Source organism: Microcoleus asticus IPMA8, from assembly GCF_013179805.1.
In the GTDB taxonomy this organism is placed as follows: Bacteria; Cyanobacteriota; Cyanobacteriia; order Cyanobacteriales; family Microcoleaceae; genus Microcoleus; species Microcoleus asticus.
Genome location: NZ_SRRZ01000025.1, coordinates 1 through 20,638 on the forward strand (window position 1 = coordinate 1; position 20,638 = coordinate 20,638).

Here is a 20,638-nt window from a genome sequence, read left to right on the forward strand (position 1 = left end):
CAATATGATTCAGGATGTCGCTCATGTTTCTGTCTCAAAAAAGCTTTACGATCTTCTTGTACCACAAAATGTTACTATTTTGGAGATGTCTTCTGTGTAGTTAAGCTCTTTTCGCTATATAACCATAAAATACCGCAAATTGCTCATGTATGTCAATTTCTTCTTACTCCCGTCGGAATCTCCTGTTGCGGGTATAAAAGCAGAGCATATCGTGACTAGCTCCTTCTCTGACAACAGCGATCGACAAAGAACCTATCAAACAGTGTAAGGCCCCTCAATCGACAATTGTTATGCTTAAACAAAACATCTGTCCTTTCAGGACTATGTAATATACATCATTAAAACGATCGAATTGGAAGCCTACAATTGGGTGAATACTCGCGATCGCCCCTCAACTCCCCCCTCCCATCCCCCAACAGCCCAACAATACTTAATAAAAACTTTATAAAAGTTACCATTTCCGCATAGATTAGAGTTATCCTAGAAAATCCAGCAATCCTGCAAAGCGTCAACCTTCTCGTCACTTATCCAGTGGTTCGATGACTCAAACCCAAAGCACTAAAACCGCCACCCCAACTGCAATTTATTCCTTGACAATTGCTCCCGCCTGTGTATTGCGGGGTCGATCGGCGATCGCACAAGCCGGAGAAGCGATCGCCCGTTTCGGAAAGCGGCCGCTAATCGTCGGCGGCAGCAACTCCCTCGCCGTCGCGCAACCCTACCTGCAACCAATCCTCAAACAGCAGCAGTTACAATCCGCCGAAACAGCCTACGGCAAGGATTGCAGCGAAAGAAGCCTCGAAACCCTCCGCGAAGCAGTCCAAACTCATCAAGCCGACTTCATCATCGGTGTCGGCGGCGGCAAAGCCTTAGACGCAGCCAAACTCGTCGCCCATCAGTGCAAAATCCCGATCGTCACAATACCCACATCAGCAGCCACCTGTGCGGCTTGGACAGCCCTTTCTAACATTTATTCAGAACAAGGTGCATTCCAATACGATGTCACATTAGCCAGATGTCCCGACTTATTAATACTCGACTACGGCTTAATTCAAACCGCACCGCAGCGGACATTAGTAGCAGGAATTGGAGATGCGATCGCCAAATGGTACGAAGCATCAGTCAGCAGCGGACACTCCGAACAAACCCTGATTATTTCCGCCGTCCAACAAGCTAGAATACTGCGCGATATTTTATTCCAAAAATCAGCCGCCGCCCTCAAAGAACCCGGTAGCGAAACCTGGCAAGAAGTCACAGATGCAGCCGTATTGCTAGCAGGAGTAATCGGTGGAATTGGCGGCGCCCAATGTCGCACCGTCGCCGCCCACGCCGTCCACAACGGCCTAACTCATCTATTAGCAAGTCACGGCACATTGCACGGCGAAAAAGTCGCATACGGCATTTTAGTACAACTGCGACTAGAAGAAATGCTGCAAAACAATCAACTCGCCGCCACCGCCAGACAGCAACTGCTAAAATTCTACGCCGAAATTGGATTGCCTCAAACTTTAGACAACCTCGGACTCGGAGACATTACCATCACAGAATTGCAGCGCGCCGCCGACATAGCCTGCAATCCTAATTCCGACATCCACCGACTGCCTTTTAAAGTTGTTCCCCAACAATTAATGGCAGCGATGGTTTCTACCACCGCACCTGTGGGAGAATTAAAGATTAAGAATTAAAACAGTTTGTAGTAAGGACTTTAGTCCTGAAAAGGCTGTGCTAGCAAGGACGAAAGTCCTTACTACAAACCAGGAAAACTGACAACTGACAAAAAATAAATGACCTTGGATTGGATTACCCCTGCTGACAGGTTGCAAAAACTACCGCCCTACGTATTTGCCCGTCTCGACGAACTCAAAGCCCGCGCCCGCGAACAAGGACTCGATTTAATAGACTTAGGAATGGGAAACCCCGACGGTGCCACTCCTCAACCAGTAGTAGAAGCCGCCGTCGCAGCCATCCAAAATTCTGCCAATCACGGCTATCCACCCTTTGAAGGAACTGCCAGTTTCCGCCGTACTATTACTAAATGGTACAGCCGCCGCTACAACGTTGAACTCGATCCAGAAAGCGAAGCATTGCCTTTGTTGGGTTCTAAAGAAGGTCTAGCACATTTTGCGATCGCCTATATCAATCCAGGGGACTTAATATTAGTACCAAGTCCTGCTTATCCCGTATTATTTCGCGGCCCAATCATCGCCGGTGCAAAAGTTCACAACATCATCCTCAAACCAGAAAACGACTGGGTAATTGACTTAGCCGACATTCCCGACAGCGTAGCCGAACAAGCCAAAATACTCTATTTCAATTATCCCAGTAATCCGACTGGAGCAACTGCACCCCGCGAATTTTACAAAGATATTGTTGCTTTCGCACACAAACATCAAATTTTGCTGGTTCACGACTTGTGTTATGCGGAATTAGCCTTTGACGGCTATCAACCGACAAGTTTATTAGAAATTCCCGGCGGTAAAGAAATCGGTGTCGAATTTCACACCATGTCCAAAACTTACAATATGGCCGGCTGGCGCGTCGGCTTTGTAGTAGGAAACAGCAAAATTATTCAAGGTTTGCGGACATTAAAAACTAACCTAGATTACGGTATATTTTCCGCATTGCAAGCAGCCGCTGAAACAGCACTGCAATTGCCCGACAGTTACTTGCACGAAGTGCAGAATCGTTACAGGACTCGCCGGGATTTCATGGTGGAAGGATTGGCAGAATTAGGGTGGAATATTCCTAAACCTCTGGCTGCAATGTATCTTTGGGTTCCCTGCACTCCGGGCATGAGTTCGACTGATTTTGCCCTGAATGTTTTGCAGCAAACGGGTGTTGTAGTGACTCCTGGCAATGCTTTTGGGCCGGGTGGCGAAGGATATGTGAGAATTAGTTTAATTGCAGATTGCGATCGACTGGGAGAATCCCTGCGGCGCATGAAACAAGCTAATATTCGATATTAGTCATTAGTTAGTGGTTATTAGTTAGTTGTTATTGGTTATTTGTTGGCCATCGTAACCAATTATTAACTACCAAGGACTAATGACTACTGACTAATGACTACTGACTACTAACTATAACGTTTTAATTTGCTCAATCACCCAGTCAAAAGTTTCCATAACTTGCTTGAGGGCCGATTCATCTTGCAAAGTAAACAAAGCCAGACTCGGCGACCTTCTCTCGCCCGGTTCTATAGGTAGCGACAGACCGATCGAACTCAGCTTGCTTCTCAATTCCAGCCAATTTTCTTCCGCATTAAACGGCGGTCCGGAACCGTAATTGTCAGCAGAAATCTCCATTCTGCCAGCAATATCTACAGTGAATAACTGGTAGGGTTTTCTTCCCCTTTGAGGCAATTGAGCGGCGAAACCGCCGTAGGCATCCCCCGTTCCCCAGTGGATTTGAACTTCGGGTTCTTGACTTTTTGCCCAAAGGTAAATTGCTTTTGCCATTTGCGCCTCGTCCGCGCCCCGTCTAGCTTTGATTTCCGCAAAAAATGAAGATTCATCCCAGCGCCTTCTTTCGCGTGTTGCGCTGGATTTTTTCTGCTGTGCTTCGGCTGTCTGACCGATCACTCTGGGAACCAAAGTTCTGAGGCCGTCTTCACTTACATACTGCTTAATTTCCAGGGCCAAAACTTCAACCGGGTCCATTTGTTCGTTGAGAAATTCGACAACTCGGCGCATTTCAGCGGAAATCTCGTCAGCTACAAACACTAAGCGAACTTTACCCGCTTGCAAATTAGTTTTAACTTTCTGCCAAAATCGGTCTTCATTAGCATCCGCACCGAGAAACTCTTCAAAAATCTGTTCGGGATCGCGACCCCGATCGCGACAATTAGCTTCAAACAGAGCAATAATTGAATCGATCGGCCAGTAAAACAACGCATTAGCAGCATAGTCGATCGACTGACCCAACACTTTTTGTCGCAGTTCGGCATTAGGAGTTCGCCTGACATCCACCAAAGTAGGAACTGCATTTTGGTCGAGAAACAAATGATCCAGCGACCACTGCACCGCTGTTTCCTCATCGCTGGGTGCAGCTTCCCGCGAAATTAACAGCCACCTCCGGGTCGTAGCCCGATCGATTTGGTCTCCCGGGATCAAATTAGGATAAGTTACTAGCAAGTCTTGTAACTGGTCTTCCGAGTCGTAGGGCTGTTCCATCATTTCTACCAGCCTGTCGTCGTCCTGAATCAGATAAATACCTCCAGCCATGCCAGCCCACCTACTTAATTTTAGATTTTAGATTTTAGATTTTAGATTTTAGATTTCAGGCTTAGTTATTAGTCTTCAGTCTTCAGTCCGCAGCAAATAACTTGTGAAGGCAGAAGGCATTGGTCAGAATTCAATACAAATTTTGAATTCAATAATTTTTATTGTTTGTTAATTAAACAATAAAATCCTTCTGACGAGTGACTGATGCCCCTAATAACTGATAACTGATGACTGATGACTAATAACTAATTACTAATACAACCAGTAAATACTAGCTGTGCCGGCCCGGTCATGTAAATCCGCCCTGAAACTTCTGCCCATTCGATTTCCAAAACGCCGCCGGGGAGTTCAACCGCAGTGGCCCGATCGCACTTCCCTACCAACACTCCAGCTACCACAGCAGCACAAGCACCAGTCCCACAAGCTAGAGTAACACCTGCGCCTCTTTCCCACACCCGCATTTTTACATAGTCCGAACGTACCACTTGAATAAATTCCGTATTGGTACGCTGAGGGAAGGCTTTGTTGTTCTCGAATTGAGGCCCGACAGTTTCTAAAGCAACAGCCGAAACATCCTCTACAAACGTAATGCAGTGGGGATTGCCCATGCTGACGCAGGTAACAGACCAAGATTTATCAGCAACTTCGATCGGCACATCTATAACTTTGGCATCCGGTGCGGCCAAAGTTGTCGGAATTTCCGCAGCCAGCAGCCGGGGAACTCCCATATCCACCTTAACCTGACCGTCCGATCGCAATTCGGTGACAATAACGCCCGCACCGGTGTGAATCCGGTACTCAGTCTTAGATTCAATCCCCCCCGAAGCTTGGGGGGGTTGGGGGGGGTGAATTTCCGACGATTCCAAATCGGCGATAAACTTAGCCAAACAGCGAATCCCGTTGCCGCACATTTCCGGTTCCGAACCGTCGGAGTTAAAAATCCGCATCGTATAGTCAGTGCCGTTTTGACCCGGAAGAGCAAATATCGCGCCGTCTGCGCCAATCCCGAAATGTCGATCGCACAAATCCACAGCTTGTTCTGGTGTAATCGCCGGTTCTGACGAGTGGCGGTTGTCAATCAGAATAAAATCATTTCCCAGTCCCTGATACTTCGCAAACTCGATCGGCATAAAAACAAACCTCTTTTGGTTAAAACTGATTAGATAATTCGATCGCCAAATTACCAATTTCCCACTATTATAAAACTTTATGCAATTTATAGTCCTTTCTAGTGCAAGATCGACAAATATAATATTTATAACTCCACAGCGATATCTAATTAATGCTGATGTCAATGGCTCAATGAATATCGGTCGAAAATTAGCTGCCAACGGGTTTCTCCCCGATCCAGTAGAGGCGCTTGTAGTTGGGCCAGTACGGTTTAAACCGTATAAACAGAAGAATATGGTTTAAGGTAATATTTGACTATATTTTTCTGAACTATGTCTGAATTTGAAACCGGATTGCCCAGCGTTCGCTTAATACAAAGCTACATCAAAGACAAACAACAGGTGGAGATCAAACTCCTTACTGGCGACTTACTAGCGGGCAGAATTTTTTGGCAGGATCATAGCTGCATTTGCCTCCTCGATCCGTCAGACCAACAAATTCTGATCTCGCGACCAGCAATTGCTTATATCAAACCCAACGGCTGAGGAGAGGGAGAGAGTGGGAGAGTGGGAGAGTGGGGGAGGGGGGAGATTGGGAGAGGGGAAAAATCTTCCCTCTTCCTTCTTCCCTCTTCCTTCTTCCCTCTTCCTTCTTCCCTCTTCCCTCTTCCTTCTTCCTTCTTCCTTCCCTAATCGCTAAACAGCTTTTCGCTGACTTGGGCGGTAATAAAAGGCAGCTTTAAAGCAGATTGCCGAACTGGCGGCGAGGCCGTCCGCTGCATCAAGCCTAGTTCGTAGAAGCCGCCGCACAGCAGCAAACGATCGCCTTCTTGCAAATTGGTAGTTCCGTCCGGCCAGCGAGTAAATTTCCCTTCCCGGCGGATCGCCCGCACCTGCACCCCGTACTGACTCAGCAAATCTACCTCTGACAGTTTTTTGCCCGCCCAAGGGCTGTTTGCTGGCAGCCTCAGCCACTGGCAGGAACTGTCGCCCTGCGGCACTGCAACTTCGCCCTTCGCCAGCAACTCAAAACTGATGAGTTCTTCGGGTTCTCCCACTACAAAAAGTCGATCGCCCAACTGCAAAGCTGTCTTGCCGTTAGGATAATCAATTTCCTCGCCATTCTTGCGGACTATCGCCATCACGCTGACCCCTGTCAACTGCCGCAAGTTAGTTTCTTCCAGAGTCATGCTGGCGATGGGAGAACCTAACGGCAAGCTGTACCACTCGCTGTTCATATCTCGAACCGCCACTTTCAAATCCCGCGAAACCGCCAAAGGTTCGCGCGGCGGCCGCAATTCCAGATAGCGGCTGCTGCGAATTTGCTGCACTTCCCGCGCGATCGCGGTTGCCGAGATCCCGATGCCAGCCAGCAAGTGGGCAGACAGTTCTAAACTCGCCTCAAACTCCGGCTGCACGACTTCCCAGGCCCCCAGTTGGTAAAGCAGTTCGATGTCTTTATCTTGGTTGGCCCGCACCACAATATCCAAATCCGGGACTAATTCTAAAGCCCGCTTCAGACACAAGCGAGTGCTCATGGGATCGGGAAGGGCGATCGCCATTGCTTTTGCCCGTTCCACCCGCGCTGCTTCCAATACGTGCAAGCTGGCAGCATTCCCGTAAATGTAAGGAATTCCTTGGACTCTGCAGTCTTGAATTCTACTTTCTGACTCGTCGATCACCACAACAGAACAGTTGCGGCTTTGCAGCATTTTGACTAAAATTCTGCCGACTCGCCCGTAGCCGCAAACCACAACATAATTTTGTTCCGGCAAAGTTTCAGCTATTGCCACAGGTTGAGATGTTTCGTCAAAATAGCGCTGCAAAGGCCCGAATTTTTCCGCCCATTTCAATAACTGCGGCACGCTTCTCAACACAAACGGAGTCAGCACGAGGGTGACGGCTGTCGTTCCTAAAATTAACAGGTAAACGTTCCGCGAAACCAGCCCCATAGCTTGGCCGGAACTAGCGAGTACAAAGGAGAATTCTCCTATTTGAGCTAAGCCCAAACCTGCGATCAATGCTGTTTTTAGCGGATAGCCAAATAATCGGACGATCGGCGTTATAATCAAGAATTTGCCGACAAATACTATAAATACCAGTCCCAGAATTACTTCTAGATGGTTCCACAGAAACACCGGGTCAATTAACATTCCGATGGTGACAAAAAATAAGGATGCAAAAATATCTCGCAAAGGCTCGACATAAGTTAGAGTTTGGTCGGCATATTCCACCTCCGAAATCATTAAACCCGCCACAAATGCGCCCATCTCGATCGAAAAACCCAAATATTCTGTAAGCAGCGCAATCCCTAAAGCCAAAACCACAACTCCCAGCAAAAACAGTTCCCGACTTTCTGTTTTCGCGAGGTAGCGCAGCAACTGCGGTACCATCCAAATGCCCGCGACTACAGCACCGGCAGCAAATAACCCGATCCGCAGCAGGGCCCACGCTACCGTCATGCCGATCGCTTCTGCTGGCTGATTGAGTGCCGGCAAAACTGCTAGCATTAGCCCCAAAGCCAAATCTTGAACTACTAATATTCCCAGCATGACTTGACCGTGGGAAGTACCGGATTCATTGCGCTCCATCAAGCATTTCAGGACGACTGCGGTCGAGGAAAGCGACAGAATCGCTCCTAAAAACACGCCTTGAGCGGGCGATTCTACCCAGCCTACAGCCAAGGAAATTGCAGTAGTAATGGCGATCGTCAGCACAATTTGCAAGCCGCCCCCGCCCAAACTAATGGCTTTTACTTTCTGGAGTTCGGCGAAAGAAAATTCCACTCCCAAGGCAAATAACAAAAAAGCAACCCCGAATTCAGCCAGGGTGTCTACCTGAATTAATTCTTTAATCAGCCCCAAACCGGCCGGCCCAATTACGATCCCTCCCAGGAGATACCCGAGAATTACCGGCTGTCGCAACAGCGATGCAAAGAGTCCTCCTGCTGCGGCAGCAGCGAGAACTAGAACTAAGTCAACGATCAGTCGGAAGTCTTCTTGCACAACTTTATGAAAAAAGTATAAAGTTATATTATAGTGTCTAATGTGTTGACTATGTTTAGTGGGTTGACTGTAGTTGGGAAGCGAGGGCAACTGCAACTATAGAACCAGGTATTTTCTGATACCAAAGAGTTTCTCTCCTCACAAAAAGCTTAACCTCTTGCAAGTCGATCGAGGCATTGGGGCTTGATTGTGGGTAATGTTTCACCTCAACCCGATGAGGGCGGAAAGATTAAATCAAGTTACTTTTTTTAATCAATTTCAGGCTGGGTGGAGTGATGTTGATTGCTTTTTTGTAGGGAGCGGTTTTATCGTGGTGTACATTCACCGATCGGCGATAGGTAAAAAAAATTAGTTGAAATCGTTTTTAGTCAAGCCATGCTTGCGGATTTACCCAATCTACTGCATAATTACTCTGACACTTTTGTGCTTTTTTATAGAAATCCCCGGTTTTGCTAACAATAAAGATTTAGGTTTTAGACAAGTAATTTTGTCGTTGCTTTTGATACCTCAAAATGACAAGTCCATTCGGGATCTAGGTTGACAAAGCTGCCGTCGCACCTGTAAAGACTTCACTAGAGGCGATCGAGTCCCTAACTTTAGGACACCCGTATTTGCTCGGTCACGAACTGAGCATTGCCGATTTCTAGCTAATTCCCGTCTTCACCTACCTATCGCAGACCCCAGAGTACGAAGCAACGATCGCTCAAACTCCGAAACTGCGGACTTGGTGGAATGAAGTCAGTCAACTTCCCAGCGTCAAGAAAGTCTGTGCTTGATTGACATCTGTAGCATTTTATAAACCACGGGTTTACAACCATGTCCCATTTATTTGAGCCATTCGATCAACGTGGCGTTAGCTTCCGAAATCGCATTGCAGTTTCTCCCATGTGTCAATATTCCAGTGTTGATGGGTTCGCGAATGATTGGCATCTGGTTCATCTCGTCAGTCGAGCCGTAGGAGGGGCAGGGCTGGTGATGACTGAAGCAGCAGCAGTCGAGCCTGAAGGACGAATTACGCCGCAAGATTTGGGAATCTGGCAAGATGCTCACATTGAAATGTTGGCGCGAATCGTCGAGTTAATTCACCGCAACGGTGCGGTTGCTGGAATTCAACTTGCTCATGCAGGTCGAAAAGCCAGTACAGCACTTCCGTGGGATGGCGGCGAGGTGCTTTCGGAATCTCAAGGGGGATGGACTTCGATCGCCCCTAGCGCCATTCCTTTTGAACCCAATAGCCCCGCCCCGACCGCTCTGAGTATCGAAGACATTCAGAAGCAGACGACACTCTTTGTCAGCGCAGCCCAACGCGCCCTCGAAGCCGGATTTGACCTAATAGAGATTCATGCGGCTCACGGCTACCTACTGCATGAATTTATGTCTCCCTTGAGCAATCAACGGACAGATGACTATGGTGGCAGTTTTGAGAATCGCATCCGGTTTTTATGTGAAGTCGTAGAAGCGGTGCGAAATGTTTTGCCGGATCGAACACCGCTTTGGGTTCGCATCTCTGCAACCGATTGGGTTCCAAATGGTTGGGACATTGAACAAAGTATTGTACTCAGCTATAAATTAAAGTCACTGGGCGTTGATTTGATCGATTGTTCCTCAGGCGCAATTGTACCGGGTGTAAAGATTCCGACGGGTGCAGGTTATCAAACTACCTTTGCCGAGAGCATTCGACGCTCCGGGAACATCGCCACCGGAGCAGTTGGTATGATTACTGCACCCGCGCAGGCTGACCACATCATCCGTACAGGTCAAGCAGATATGGTATTACTTGCCAGAGAAATGCTGCGCGATCCTTATTGGCCGATGCGGGCTGCCAAGCAACTACGTCAGTCGGTGCCTGCTCCAATTCAATACGCTCGCGCTTGGTAATTAAGCGGATTTGCGATCGGTTTTACACAACTCCACTAGGAATCCCTTTTTTAGTGTTTCTGTTAACCAGTCGCTCAATAAAGGCTTGTTTGATTCTGCGATCGCCTCCCGTACAAGGCACGTTCCCATCCCCGTGACGTGAGCCGATTTAATCAACTAACAGGAGTGAATATGTCTGAGATTCAAAACAAGGTTGTCATCATTACTGGAGCAAGTAGCGGTTTAGGTGAAGCCACCGCCCATCGTTTAGCCGCCAGCGGAGCCAAACTGATGCTTGCTGCCCGCCGCGAAGATAGACTCAAGGACTTGGTGGCTGCAATCGAAAAAACAGGTGGCACCGTTGCCTATCGAGTCACCGATGTTGCCGATCGCGCCCAGATGCAAGCATTGGCGGACGCAACGCTGGAAACATACGGACGCATTGATGTGCTGGTCAATAATGCGGGTTTAATGCCACTGGCTCCCCTTGACCAGATTAAGGTCGATGAGTGGGATCAAATGATTGATGTCAACATTAAAGGCGTACTTTACGGCATCGCAGCAGTGCTGCCGACTATGCGCCAACAGAAGTCTGGACACGTAATCAACTTGTCGTCGGTTGCAGGACACAAAGTATTTCCGGCGGCGGCAGTTTACTGTGCTACAAAGTATGCCGTGCGAGCAATCTCCGAAGGGCTGCGGCTGGAGTCAAACGGTGAAATTCGTTCTACCAACATTTCACCCGGTGCGGTTGCGACTGAGTTAACCAGTACCATCACCCATGGTGAGACGGCATCAGGGATAAATCAGTTGTATTCAATCGCCATTGATGCGGATGCGATCGCCCGGGCGATTGCCTATGCCATCAAGCAACCCGGTGATGTGGATGTCAACGAAATGATCATCCGTCCGACTCGTCAGGAGTTGTGAAGTGGGGCCCAGGAAAGTCGATCGACTCTCAATTGAATACGGCTCAACTGTTTCTGGGTCATCCATAGCTTGATTCAGTAACGCCGAATCGGAAGCGATGGCAGTTGACTTACCGGGTTTTGGCGAAACTCCGCCGCTGACAAGTGAAGTGTCGATGCGAACGCTAGCCGATGCAGTCAGTCGGACTGCGCTCTTTGCCCTGTTTTCGGCGCATCCCTGGCAATTGTCGCGTGAAATAACCCTCGAATAGATGCGGAGTTTTGCGGCTGCGCCGTGTTTTGATGAATTGCTGCATTAGCTTGCTTGCGGAGAACTCAGCAAGTTGTACCTGTGGGTGCGATCGCACATCCCCTCGCGATCGGTTGGCACTCCCAATTCGTTCCTGAGGGTATCGTTGTGTCGATCGCACCCTCCTAGGTCAAACTCAACAATCTAATCAATCTAGCCACCATAATATCGGATAATTGTAAAGCAATTCACCAAGCCAACAGCATGAGTATTGACCAATTAAACACAGACTACGGCATAGCCGGGAACCTCACCTTCGCCACCGGAAACGGTGGTTTCCCGATGATTCACATTGACAACGGTCAAGCCAAAGCCTTAATTTCTGTGTATTCCGGTCAAGTGCTCTCCTTTCAACCAGCCACCGAAACCACAGACTTGATGTTTGTCAGCGAAAAAGCCTACTATGCCGAAGGGAAAGCCATCAAAGGCGGTATACCCATCTGTTGGCCCTGGTTTGGCCCCGATCCCGAAGCCTTGGGGCGTCCGAGTCATGGCTTTGTGCGGAATCGCCTCTGGAATGTGCTAGAAACCGCCACAACCGCAGACGGCGGAACCAAAGTAACTCTCGGACTCAAGGATACCGATGAAACTAGAGCAATTTGGCCGCAAGCCTTTGAACTGGCGATCGCAATTACGATCGGCACCAGCCTCACTGTAGAATTAATCACCCGCAATCTAGGCGACAAAGCATTTCCCCTCACCCAAGCTTTGCACACCTATTTCCAAGTCGGCGATATCAACCGCGTACAGGTTTTAGGTTTAGAAAATAGCCAGTATCTTGATAAAGCTGAAGGTGGTGTCGAAAAAACTCAAGTGGGTGCAGTGGTAGTAGCAGGTGAAGTCGATCGCATTTATCTCGATGTCACCAATGAATTAGTCATTGACGATAGCGCCCTCAATCGCCGGATTCGCATTAAATCATCGGGTAGTAAATCCGTCGTAGTGTGGAATCCGTGGGTGACAATTTCTGCAAATATGGCCGACCTTGATGATGCAGATTATCAGCGTTTACTCTGCGTAGAAACGACCAATGCAGCTACAGATATTGTGGAGGTTCCCCCTCATGGTGAGTTCCGCTTGCAGGCAATTTACAGCGTTGAACGCGACTAAGGAATTAGAGCTTAATCTTAGCGGTGATGGGGGCAAAATTCCCAGTAAGCGGTTCAACATTTCAATTGGATATTTTGGGCGTTGCTCAAATCCCACCCACAAGACTGGGATTGTTTCTTTAAATACAACTTAAATGCCGATTAGCTGATTGAATTTAAAAACTCTGTCACCCTAATGACTAATAATACCAAATCCAAAATTTCTCCCCTCTTTATTTCTTCGTCCGCGAAAGACGTTCGGCGAATACGATCGGTGTTAACCGCCGACTCCGATATTTTACTTACCATCAATTATTATGCAAAACTTCAATTGGACAAAACTTCAAAATGGATCAGACATTCGCGGTATCGCACTCGAAGGCGTTCCTAATGAAAAAGTCAACCTCACCCCCGAAATAGCGACAATCTTAGGTAAATCCTTTGTGAGTTGGCTGGTGCAAAAACTCAAGAAACCGACCGCAGAATTAACGATCGCGATCGGGCGTGACAGTCGCCTATCAGGGCCAACTTTAATGCAAGCAGTCATGGAGGGAATCGCCTCAGTTGGTGCAACCGTGTACGACTTTGAAATGGCCTCAACCCCCGCCATGTTTATGAGTACAATTACCCCTGGTTTTGATTGTGACGGCGCGATTATGCTCACTGCTAGCCATTTGCCATTTAATCGAAATGGCTTAAAGTTTTTCACTGCCAAAGGTGGGTTACAAAAGCAGGATATTACAGATATCTTAACACTAGCCCAAAGCAATTACTTTCAGCCAGCCTCATCGCCCGGTAAAATTACAAAGCATGATTTTATCTCAGTTTATGCTAACCAATTTGTCACAAAGATTAGGGAAGCAGTCAATCATCCAGATAATTTTGAGCAACCGCTAACAGGATTAAAAATTGTTGTAGATGCGGGCAATGGTGCTGGCGGTTTTTATGTTGATAAAGTCTTAAAACCTTTAGGTGCAGACACTAAGGGCAGTCAGTTTTTAGAACCCGATGGTACTTTCCCCAATCATGTGCCAAATCCCGAAGATAAACAGGCAATGCAGTCAATTTGTCAAGCGGTAATTGAACATCAAGCTGATTTTGGGATTATTTTTGATACCGATGTCGATCGCAGTGCGGCCGTTGATGGAGTTGGCAAGGAACTCAATCGCAATCGCTTAATTGCCTTGATTTCTGCGATCGTATTACAAGAACACCCAGGCTCTACCATTGTCACCGATTCTATCACCTCCGATGGCTTGACACAATTCATCGAACAAGATTTAAAAGGGATTCACCATCGCTTTAAACGCGGCTACAAAAATGTGATTGACGAGTCGATTCGCCTCAATAAAGCCGGACAGGAATCATGGCTGGCGATTGAAACCTCTGGACATGGAGCTTTGAAAGAAAATTACTTTCTGGATGATGGCGCTTATTTGGTCAGCAAATTATTGATTGAATTGGCTAAGTCAAAGCTAGCAAATCAATCTTTGCCCGATTTAATCGCAAATTTAAAAGAGCCAGAAGAAAGTACAGAATTTCGGATTAAACTTGGTGTGGATGATTTCCAAGCCCAAGGATATCGCGTTATTGAGCAACTGCAAGAATTTGTCTCAACCCAAGCAGACTGGAAAATTGTTCCCAATAACTACGAAGGTCTGCGAATTTCCTGTACCTCAGCTAGCGAATCCGGCTGGTTTCTGTTACGCTTATCACTCCACGATCCGGTGATGCCTTTGAATGTTGAGTCTAATGTTAAGGGTGGTGTCGCTCGCATAGTGGCTCGGCTTTTAGCTTTTTTCCAAACAACAGAATCCCTTGATTTGTCGGCACTATCGAGCTAAGTTTTACTGGTGCCAGACTGTTAGTAAACCAAATCCAAAGAGGAATTTAATCATGTGGCTTTTAATCATAAAATGTTCTGCTGCAAGCTGGGATATCCATTCCAAAGCTTTCAAAGCGATCGCTGCCAAATATCCTGCCACGCCTCTTTCTTCCAAAAAGATGAAAGGCGATGCTCAACGCATCATGGAGTATCAGATTGAGAATGTCAACGATGTAGAGGAATTTATGGAAGAATGCTTGAGCTTAGATGGTTTCACCGCTACCTTTGAATCCCTATAATTCTAGGTGATAAGATTATAGCAATTCTCAATTTTGATCTCATATCCTTTGAGAGGAGATTTTAAAATTGAGAATCAATAGTATTTTGCCAAAAACAGGCTACAATAACTAAAGAGTTTTAGGAAGATTATCGGAAAATAAACTGCCAAGAAAGCAGTTAATTAACAGCAGATGAGTTAACAATAATTATGTCGCCTCGCCGCGATATAACTAATACCAATTGTTAAAAGTTATGCAACAGTAGCTAGGGCCGATAAAATAAAATCCCATTAGGTTATAGATGAAGAGTGTTTATGTTCAAACTTCGGCTGTCCTAGATTTGTGGTGGTGGAAACGGTAGTGTGACCGTCTGGCTTAAGCAGGTTTTCCTCCCCGCATAACGGGAATTTTTATTATTGTTATCACCTCAAGTTAAATATTGATTTAAGTTAGTCTCTCATCTCCAAATCTTTTAGTTTCCCAAGCTTTTTAGCTACGGCTGTTTCTCTCGACTGATTGAGGGTTGCTATAGTGAGTCTAGATTGTTAAAAATATCTCAGCGAGAGAAAGGTTAAGGACACCTAGTGATGATAATGAGTGTGAGTCGAGGCAACGGCGGGCTAAGTGCGGAAATAGTTACGGGTAGGATTTTGCGGTGGCGGCAGTTGAAAGCAAACAAGCTAACCGCCAGTTCGATCGGGGGAATTGTTGCTGGCTTACTGAGTTTTGCCCTGCCGGTGCAAGCTTTGCAGGTAGTTGTAACACCGGCAAATCCCCAACTGGGAGATACCCTGTCAGTAATGATTCAGGTTGACGGTAACGGCGGGGAAACTCCCAAAGTGTCTCTACAGCAAAAAAACTACCCCGCGTTTCCCATTGGCAACGGACGCTTTCGGGCCCTGCTGCCGACGACGCCTGCTGAGAAACCCGGTGCCCGCCTTGTTCAAGTCGCAGGTGACGGACAAGTGCAGAAGTTAAGCGTGCAAGTGCGCGATCGAGATTTTCCCACTCAATCCATCTGGCTACCGCCTGGGAAAGACGAGGAAGGTACAGATGCGGAGTTCGATCGCGTAGACGCATTTAAAGCACTGGTGACACCCGAAAAATTTTGGGACGGCAAATTGTTGCGCCCCAACTCCGGCGAAATTACTACTATTTACGGAGTTCGCCGATACTATAATGGGGTATTTGCTCAGGACTACTACCACCGCGGCGTCGATTACGCGGGTGCTTACGGTTCGCCTGTAGTCGCACCAGCAGCAGGTCGGGTGTCTCTAGTGGGACGCGAATCTCAAGGGTTCAAAATCCACGGGAATGTCGTTGGTCTCGACCACGGTCAGGGGGTAGCAAGTATTTTGATGCACCTCAGCCGGATTGATGTCAAGGAAGGCGATGTCGTGAAAGCCGGTCAAGTAATTGGTGCTCTGGGGTCAACGGGGGCTTCCACAGGCCCTCACCTGCATTGGGGACTTTACGTGCACGGGCAGTCCGTCGATCCCGTACCTTGGCGGCTTCAGGGAATTGAGTAGGAATTTTTACGGGTTTTGACGAATAAAGCCGTCAATTATGGGGTAAGTTTGTGGCTAGGGTGTGCAGATAACTGTTATGGGTTATCAGTATTGAGTTAGGATTTGTATAAAAATTCTCAACTCAATCCTCAAAACTCGAATCTCAAGACGCTAACAATCGCGTCTTAACAAAACTCTATTAATGATGCCGTTGAGTGGGAAGCATATATGAGTATTGAAAAAATTGTTGAACAAGCTTTGCAAGACGGCTATTTAACGCCGTCTATGGAAGCTGAGGTGGGACGGATATGCAATACGGCTTCGGAATTGTCGATCGAAGAGTACATGGCTCTCGATCGTCTGATGGGCTCTTTGTTGACTGGCGAAGTTGTGGTTCTGCCACGCAAACAGTTCATCAACGTGATGGAAGAGTTGGTGCTCAGCGATGCGATCGCTAGGGTGGCCGAAATTGAGGCCACGAGCGACCTGAGTCTGGATGTGGGAGATATTGCAGCTTATGCTTTAAATAGGCTGCCACCTCTGTACGCTACGACGGAAGAGGGAGCTCACTTTCAAAGGGCTAGGGCTAAAGAACAACTTCACGATTTGATTTCCAAAGAAGTCAACGCAGCGATCGCCCGCAACTTGGACAGGCCCGACACCCCAAACCCCACAGCTTTGGGCAAGTCTTCGGGAAACGAAGTTCTTTCACAGCTAAGCACTTGGCTGCAAGCTAACGCCACTAATTTTGAGCCGCAGCCTTAGTACCACCCCAAAAGCTCTATTTTAGTTAAGTCGATCCCGCTCAATTCAGAAAGCGGGATTTTTAGTTGGTTTCTGAGCAATCAACATCTAAACGCACAAGACAGAAGCCAGAATTCAAGAAAAAAAATTAAAAATTAAGAGTTTTTATTTGATGTAAAAAATACAAAACTCCCTCTTCCTTCTTCCTTCTTCCTTGTTCCTGACATCCGTTATAAAATCCGTTGCCGAACTTCCTTCTTCTTTCAAACAATTAATTGTTGCTGTCAGAAGAGTCACCCAAGGGGCCGACGGTAACTTTTGTCTCTCGTTTTTCGCGTTTTTTTCGTTCCGCTTGGATGACATCTTGAAGCACTATTCGCGCTTGGGCCATTTTTTCCAAATTGCTGCGGTACAAATCTAAATCTTTGCTAACTTTGTCTTCTGGGAGGTGCAATGCGGCACAGACTTTGGCGATCGCGCCGTTTCGCGTTTCTTGATCTTTTACTAAGTTAGGGTCAGCTTTTTCTAACAGCGAGAACAAACCGATCGCGAACAAGCGGCTGTACTTAAATTGAGGGTTGCTGGCGATCGCCCCTAAAGATGCTTGCAAATCCCCTGTATCTTCAAAGCTGGTCGAGCGATCGAGCCACGAGAGCAACTCTTGCCCGGAAAGTCGCTCCGCCAAGCTTTCCAATCTCTGAGCGTCTTGTTTGTAGCGATCGGGATCGTCTTCTAGGGACTTGCACAAAGCGTTAAAAATCGAAACTCTGTCTGCTTCTGGGGCGTACCCGAGCATGAATCGATCGAAAGCTGTCACCACACCCAAAGCATAAATTGGGTCGTATTGAAAATCGGCATTTGCCGAAAGCAAGTGCATTTCTACCATCAACTCTTCCACCACTCGACGGTAAATTGAGTTGATCGGTCGAGTGTGAATCGTATAGAAACTTCGCTTAGTATCTGAAACAGTACGGTTATTGTTCACCTGAGTCTTATAGATAAATAATTTTGCCGTAGCGGGCGTGCCAGCGCGGCGTGAGTAAAGTCGGGGGAGTCTTTCTGCGATCTGGCTGACAAAAATTGCCAGTTTTTTAAGCGTTGCCGCCTCTTTGCGAGACAAAATTTTATCAAAAAGATTTTACGCCCGATCGGCAGCAACAATTAATCTGTCGCACTACGAGAGCCAAACCCCAGTATCTTTACAATCATAGCTCTTCTGGGATCGCTCATAAATCTAATCTTCTGACTTGCGCAGCCCAGGTATCGCAACCGTTATCACAATAAGTTTTTTCTGTCAAGCCATGAACCTGAAAAATCAAACAAACATGACAATTTCTCCTGAATTAAGAGCTTTAGCCCAGTACATGGCGGGCGAATTTGACAACCGGGAACAAGCGCTAGCAGACCCGGCTTGGTACGTCCACCTTCGTTTGTGGCAAAGACCCGTACCCGTTCCTCTTTTTTCCGAACCCAGCATTACTCTGTTTGCCGAACAAGCCAACATTCTGGAATTAGACAAGCCATACCGCCCCCGCATCGTGCAACTGAGGCACTCACAGATAGCGCCGGGACTTATAGAAGCTCAGTATTATATGTTCCACGACATTGAAGCCGTCAAAGGAGCCGGTTGCAACCCCGACTTGCTTGGAAAGCTAACGAAGGAGCAAATCCAACTCCTCCCCGGCTGCACCCTCTCGGTTGCGGTGCAAAATTTAGCCTCAAACGGCTATCGGTTTCGGGCATCTTTGCCGGAGGGCACTCGCTGCGGCTTTGCCTACGGGGGGCAAAATTACCAAGTAGACTTGGGGTTTGAAGCTGCAGGCGAGGAATTTCTCAGCTATGACAAAGGAATCAGCCCCACGACAGGCAAGGCTATCTGGGGAGCCTTAATGGGCCCTTTTAGATTTGTCAAGCGTCAGGATTTTGCTGCTGAGATATTGGGTTGAACTACAAAGCAACAAGAAAGAAGGAAGAAAGATTTAGTTATCTAGGAGAGAAGGCAAGACTTTACCTTGACGTATTCTTCTACTTTAGTGTTTTGGTGAATGTTTCAACCTTTCAAGAAAGGAATAAGGCAGAAGGAAGCAGGCAAAAATTTACCTGCTTCCTGTTCTTCTGCTGGGTTTCTGCGCGCTTCTGAGTCTCAAGCTTAAATTACCCGCGACACTGCAACCGATGCCAGCAGGAGTGCTCAACTTGCGCGCGGCACCCCCTCTAGAGCTTCTTCTTCCGTTTCAAAGATTTCAAACACAGAATCCATCATGGTGACTTCAAACACCAGTTTGGCTTCTGGATGAACATTGCAAATGCGGAAACTTCCCTTAACTTTATCCGCATCCCGCATACCTGCTACAAGTGAGGTCAGGCCAGAACTATCGATAAAGTTAACCTGACCAAGATTCACTACGACATGGCGGCTGAGTTTGGAAATACACTCTTGCAACTTGAGGCGGAATTGCCAAGCTGTAGTGATGTCCAACCGTCCTGTCGGTGCTAAGACGATAACTGTTGTACCGTCTTGAAGCGTGTGGGTTTTTTGATCAATATGAATCACTGACCCTTCCCTCAAATTTATTATCTATCGCGGTGGTTACTGTCCCAGTAGTTTAACTCAGGTCGGTGACTGCTGAGGCATCCAATTCGCCCAATCTTGCGGTTTTAAGAACTTGGAGTAGAGTTCGGCTTCTGGAGAGTTGGGTTCTGGCTCATAGCAGTATTCCCAGCGTACCAAAGGCGGCAGGGACATCAGAATCGATTCGGTGCGTCCGTTGGTTTGCAAGCCAAAGGTCGTGCCTCGATCGTACACTAAGTTAAATTCAACGTAACGGCCGCGGCGGTAAAGTTGGAAATTGCGCTCGCGATCGCCGTATTCTTTCGATCGGTGCTTTTCAATTATGGGGGTGTAAGCCGGCAAAAATGCCCGGCCGCAGTCCTGTACAAAAGCGAACAGCGACTCCCAACTCCTAGGTTCCGGCACCCCGATGTTGTTGCTGCACTCAGCAGCCTTCCCTTTGACATTATGGTCGCGGTAAAGCGCGCCTTGAGCGCTTTGGTAGTCAAAAAACAGGCCGCCCACGCCGCGGGTTTCTTGGCGGTGGGGGAGGTAGAAATATTCGTCGCACCAGAGTTTAAAGGTCGGATAATATCCGGGATGGTGGCGATCGCAAGCTGCTTTCAGAGTTTTGTGAAAATGAGCTGCATCCTCAGCCAACGGGTAATAAGGAGTCAAATCGACACCGCCGCCAAACCACCAAATCGGTCCAGCCTCAAAATAGCGGTAATTCAGGTGAACCGTAGGCAAATAGGGATTGCGGGGGTGCAGCACCATCGAAGTGCCAGTTGCATAGAAATCGTGACCGGCAGCTTCTGGGTGCTTGGCCAAAATCAAAGCCGGCAAACTTTCGCCCCAGACTTGGGAAAAATTGACTCCCCCCTGTTCAAAAACATTGCCTTCCCGCATGACGCGAGAACGTCCGCCGCCGCCTTCAGAGCGTTCCCAAGAGTCCTCTTTAAATTTGCCAACGCCATCGACCTGTTCGAGGGATTGACAAATTTCGTCTTGTAGGCTTTTCATAAATTGGCTGACTCTAGCTCTAGAGTCAGCGGGCGGCAAAAACGGGGAAGTGGCGGTTTTAAGTGTGGTAGAAACTGTCATCCGATTTTAGATTTTAGATTTTAGATTTTAGATTGAAGAATTGCGACCACGGCTCAATTCGCCTATTGTGACCAAATTGCTTTCGGTCGTAGAAATTCTTGCCGATCGCATTTGAGTTTGAGATTGACCGT

Annotated in this window: 18 protein-coding genes; 12 read left to right on the forward strand and 6 right to left on the reverse strand. The window is 47.5% G+C overall.

The features are described from left to right. Positions 1 to 539 precede the first annotated feature (539 nt). Positions 540 to 1,685, forward strand: coding sequence for an iron-containing alcohol dehydrogenase family protein (locus tag E5S67_RS09085; protein WP_172186723.1), 1,146 nt, complete (start codon positions 540 to 542; stop codon positions 1,683 to 1,685). Positions 1,686 to 1,784: 99 nt separating this feature from the next. After that, positions 1,785 to 2,966 (forward strand): aspartate aminotransferase, encoded by a 1,182-nt coding sequence (locus tag E5S67_RS09090; RefSeq protein WP_172186724.1) that lies wholly within the window; start codon positions 1,785 to 1,787, stop codon positions 2,964 to 2,966. Positions 2,967 to 3,077: 111 nt separating this feature from the next. On the opposite strand, the gene E5S67_RS09095 is transcribed toward E5S67_RS09090, so the two are convergent. Next, positions 3,078 to 4,220, reverse strand: a complete 1,143-nt coding sequence (locus E5S67_RS09095) for a hypothetical protein (protein WP_172186725.1) — start codon at positions 4,218 to 4,220, stop codon at positions 3,078 to 3,080. A 245-nt stretch (positions 4,221 to 4,465) separates the two neighbouring features. Continuing rightward, positions 4,466 to 5,350, reverse strand: a complete 885-nt coding sequence (gene dapF, locus E5S67_RS09100; protein WP_172186726.1) for a diaminopimelate epimerase — start codon at positions 5,348 to 5,350, stop codon at positions 4,466 to 4,468. 312 nt (positions 5,351 to 5,662) lie between these two features. On the opposite strand from dapF, the gene E5S67_RS09105 reads away from it, so the two are divergent. Further along, on the forward strand, positions 5,663 to 5,875 hold the full coding sequence (locus E5S67_RS09105) for an Hfq-related RNA-binding protein (RefSeq protein ID WP_172186727.1): 213 nt from the start codon (positions 5,663 to 5,665) through the stop codon (positions 5,873 to 5,875). Between the two features lie 143 nt (positions 5,876 to 6,018). Here the strand turns inward: E5S67_RS09105 and E5S67_RS09110 are convergent, their stop codons facing one another. Continuing rightward, positions 6,019 to 8,334 carry a cation:proton antiporter domain-containing protein gene (locus E5S67_RS09110; RefSeq protein WP_172186728.1) on the reverse strand — a complete coding sequence of 772 codons (2,316 nt, stop codon included), beginning with the start codon at positions 8,332 to 8,334 and terminating at the stop codon, positions 6,019 to 6,021. An 816-nt stretch (positions 8,335 to 9,150) separates the two neighbouring features. On the opposite strand from E5S67_RS09110, the gene E5S67_RS09115 reads away from it, so the two are divergent. From E5S67_RS09115 to E5S67_RS09150, 8 genes are all read left to right on the forward strand, one after another. Next, complete coding sequence (locus tag E5S67_RS09115; RefSeq protein ID WP_172186729.1) at positions 9,151 to 10,212, forward strand: NADH:flavin oxidoreductase/NADH oxidase; 1,062 nt, start codon at positions 9,151 to 9,153, stop codon at positions 10,210 to 10,212. Between the two features lie 171 nt (positions 10,213 to 10,383). Continuing rightward, positions 10,384 to 11,121: an SDR family oxidoreductase gene (locus tag E5S67_RS09120; RefSeq protein ID WP_172186730.1), complete on the forward strand. Its 738-nt coding sequence runs from the start codon at positions 10,384 to 10,386 to the stop codon at positions 11,119 to 11,121. A gap of 97 nt (positions 11,122 to 11,218) precedes the next feature. Further along, positions 11,219 to 11,371, forward strand: coding sequence for a hypothetical protein (locus E5S67_RS32340; protein ID WP_216670312.1), 153 nt, complete (start codon positions 11,219 to 11,221; stop codon positions 11,369 to 11,371). A 242-nt stretch (positions 11,372 to 11,613) separates the two neighbouring features. Next, positions 11,614 to 12,519 carry a D-hexose-6-phosphate mutarotase gene (locus E5S67_RS09130; RefSeq protein WP_172186731.1) on the forward strand — a complete coding sequence of 302 codons (906 nt, stop codon included), beginning with the start codon at positions 11,614 to 11,616 and terminating at the stop codon, positions 12,517 to 12,519. A gap of 295 nt (positions 12,520 to 12,814) precedes the next feature. Then, entirely contained in the window at positions 12,815 to 14,341 is a 1,527-nt protein-coding gene (locus E5S67_RS09135; RefSeq protein ID WP_172186732.1) for a phosphomannomutase/phosphoglucomutase, read from the forward strand. A gap of 52 nt (positions 14,342 to 14,393) precedes the next feature. Continuing rightward, entirely contained in the window at positions 14,394 to 14,621 is a 228-nt protein-coding gene (locus E5S67_RS09140; protein ID WP_172186733.1) for a hypothetical protein, read from the forward strand. 566 nt (positions 14,622 to 15,187) lie between these two features. Continuing rightward, positions 15,188 to 16,129 (forward strand): M23 family metallopeptidase, encoded by a 942-nt coding sequence (locus E5S67_RS09145; RefSeq protein WP_172186772.1) that lies wholly within the window; start codon positions 15,188 to 15,190, stop codon positions 16,127 to 16,129. 207 nt (positions 16,130 to 16,336) lie between these two features. Next, positions 16,337 to 16,873 carry a late competence development ComFB family protein gene (locus E5S67_RS09150; RefSeq protein ID WP_006631395.1) on the forward strand — a complete coding sequence of 179 codons (537 nt, stop codon included), beginning with the start codon at positions 16,337 to 16,339 and terminating at the stop codon, positions 16,871 to 16,873. A gap of 250 nt (positions 16,874 to 17,123) precedes the next feature. On the opposite strand, the gene psb29 is transcribed toward E5S67_RS09150, so the two are convergent. Continuing rightward, the gene (gene psb29, locus E5S67_RS09155) at positions 17,124 to 17,837 is read right to left on the reverse strand and encodes a photosystem II biogenesis protein Psp29 (RefSeq protein ID WP_172186773.1); all 714 of its coding nucleotides are present in this window, start codon (positions 17,835 to 17,837) and stop codon (positions 17,124 to 17,126) included. A 340-nt stretch (positions 17,838 to 18,177) separates the two neighbouring features. Between psb29 and E5S67_RS09160 the strand changes: the two genes are divergently transcribed. Next, positions 18,178 to 18,798 carry a chromophore lyase CpcT/CpeT gene (locus E5S67_RS09160; protein ID WP_172186734.1) on the forward strand — a complete coding sequence of 207 codons (621 nt, stop codon included), beginning with the start codon at positions 18,178 to 18,180 and terminating at the stop codon, positions 18,796 to 18,798. 245 nt (positions 18,799 to 19,043) lie between these two features. Here E5S67_RS09160 and E5S67_RS09165 read toward each other — a convergent pair whose 3' ends face one another. Continuing rightward, the gene (locus tag E5S67_RS09165) at positions 19,044 to 19,406 is read right to left on the reverse strand and encodes an STAS domain-containing protein (protein ID WP_006631392.1); all 363 of its coding nucleotides are present in this window, start codon (positions 19,404 to 19,406) and stop codon (positions 19,044 to 19,046) included. 57 nt (positions 19,407 to 19,463) lie between these two features. Next, the gene (gene hemF, locus E5S67_RS09170) at positions 19,464 to 20,507 is read right to left on the reverse strand and encodes an oxygen-dependent coproporphyrinogen oxidase (protein WP_172186735.1); all 1,044 of its coding nucleotides are present in this window, start codon (positions 20,505 to 20,507) and stop codon (positions 19,464 to 19,466) included. Positions 20,508 to 20,638 lie beyond the last annotated feature (131 nt).

What these genes read in the sequence shown, in the direction of transcription:
- E5S67_RS09085 (WP_172186723.1), top strand. Translation starts at nt 540, where the DNA reads ATGACTCAAACCCAAAGCACTAAAACCGCCACCCCAACTGCAATTTAT.
- E5S67_RS09090 (WP_172186724.1), top strand. Translation starts at nt 1,785, where the DNA reads ATGACCTTGGATTGGATTACCCCTGCTGACAGGTTGCAAAAACTACCG.
- E5S67_RS09095 (WP_172186725.1), bottom strand. Translation starts at nt 4,220, where the DNA reads ATGGCTGGAGGTATTTATCTGATTCAGGACGACGACAGGCTGGTAGAA.
- dapF (WP_172186726.1), bottom strand. Translation starts at nt 5,350, where the DNA reads ATGCCGATCGAGTTTGCGAAGTATCAGGGACTGGGAAATGATTTTATT.
- E5S67_RS09105 (WP_172186727.1), top strand. Translation starts at nt 5,663, where the DNA reads ATGTCTGAATTTGAAACCGGATTGCCCAGCGTTCGCTTAATACAAAGC.
- E5S67_RS09115 (WP_172186729.1), top strand. Translation starts at nt 9,151, where the DNA reads ATGTCCCATTTATTTGAGCCATTCGATCAACGTGGCGTTAGCTTCCGA.
- E5S67_RS09120 (WP_172186730.1), top strand. Translation starts at nt 10,384, where the DNA reads ATGTCTGAGATTCAAAACAAGGTTGTCATCATTACTGGAGCAAGTAGC.
- E5S67_RS32340 (WP_216670312.1), top strand. Translation starts at nt 11,219, where the DNA reads ATGGCAGTTGACTTACCGGGTTTTGGCGAAACTCCGCCGCTGACAAGT.
- E5S67_RS09130 (WP_172186731.1), top strand. Translation starts at nt 11,614, where the DNA reads ATGAGTATTGACCAATTAAACACAGACTACGGCATAGCCGGGAACCTC.
- E5S67_RS09135 (WP_172186732.1), top strand. Translation starts at nt 12,815, where the DNA reads ATGCAAAACTTCAATTGGACAAAACTTCAAAATGGATCAGACATTCGC.
- E5S67_RS09140 (WP_172186733.1), top strand. Translation starts at nt 14,394, where the DNA reads ATGTGGCTTTTAATCATAAAATGTTCTGCTGCAAGCTGGGATATCCAT.
- E5S67_RS09145 (WP_172186772.1), top strand. Translation starts at nt 15,188, where the DNA reads ATGATAATGAGTGTGAGTCGAGGCAACGGCGGGCTAAGTGCGGAAATA.
- E5S67_RS09150 (WP_006631395.1), top strand. Translation starts at nt 16,337, where the DNA reads ATGAGTATTGAAAAAATTGTTGAACAAGCTTTGCAAGACGGCTATTTA.
- E5S67_RS09160 (WP_172186734.1), top strand. Translation starts at nt 18,178, where the DNA reads ATGACAATTTCTCCTGAATTAAGAGCTTTAGCCCAGTACATGGCGGGC.
- hemF (WP_172186735.1), bottom strand. Translation starts at nt 20,507, where the DNA reads ATGACAGTTTCTACCACACTTAAAACCGCCACTTCCCCGTTTTTGCCG.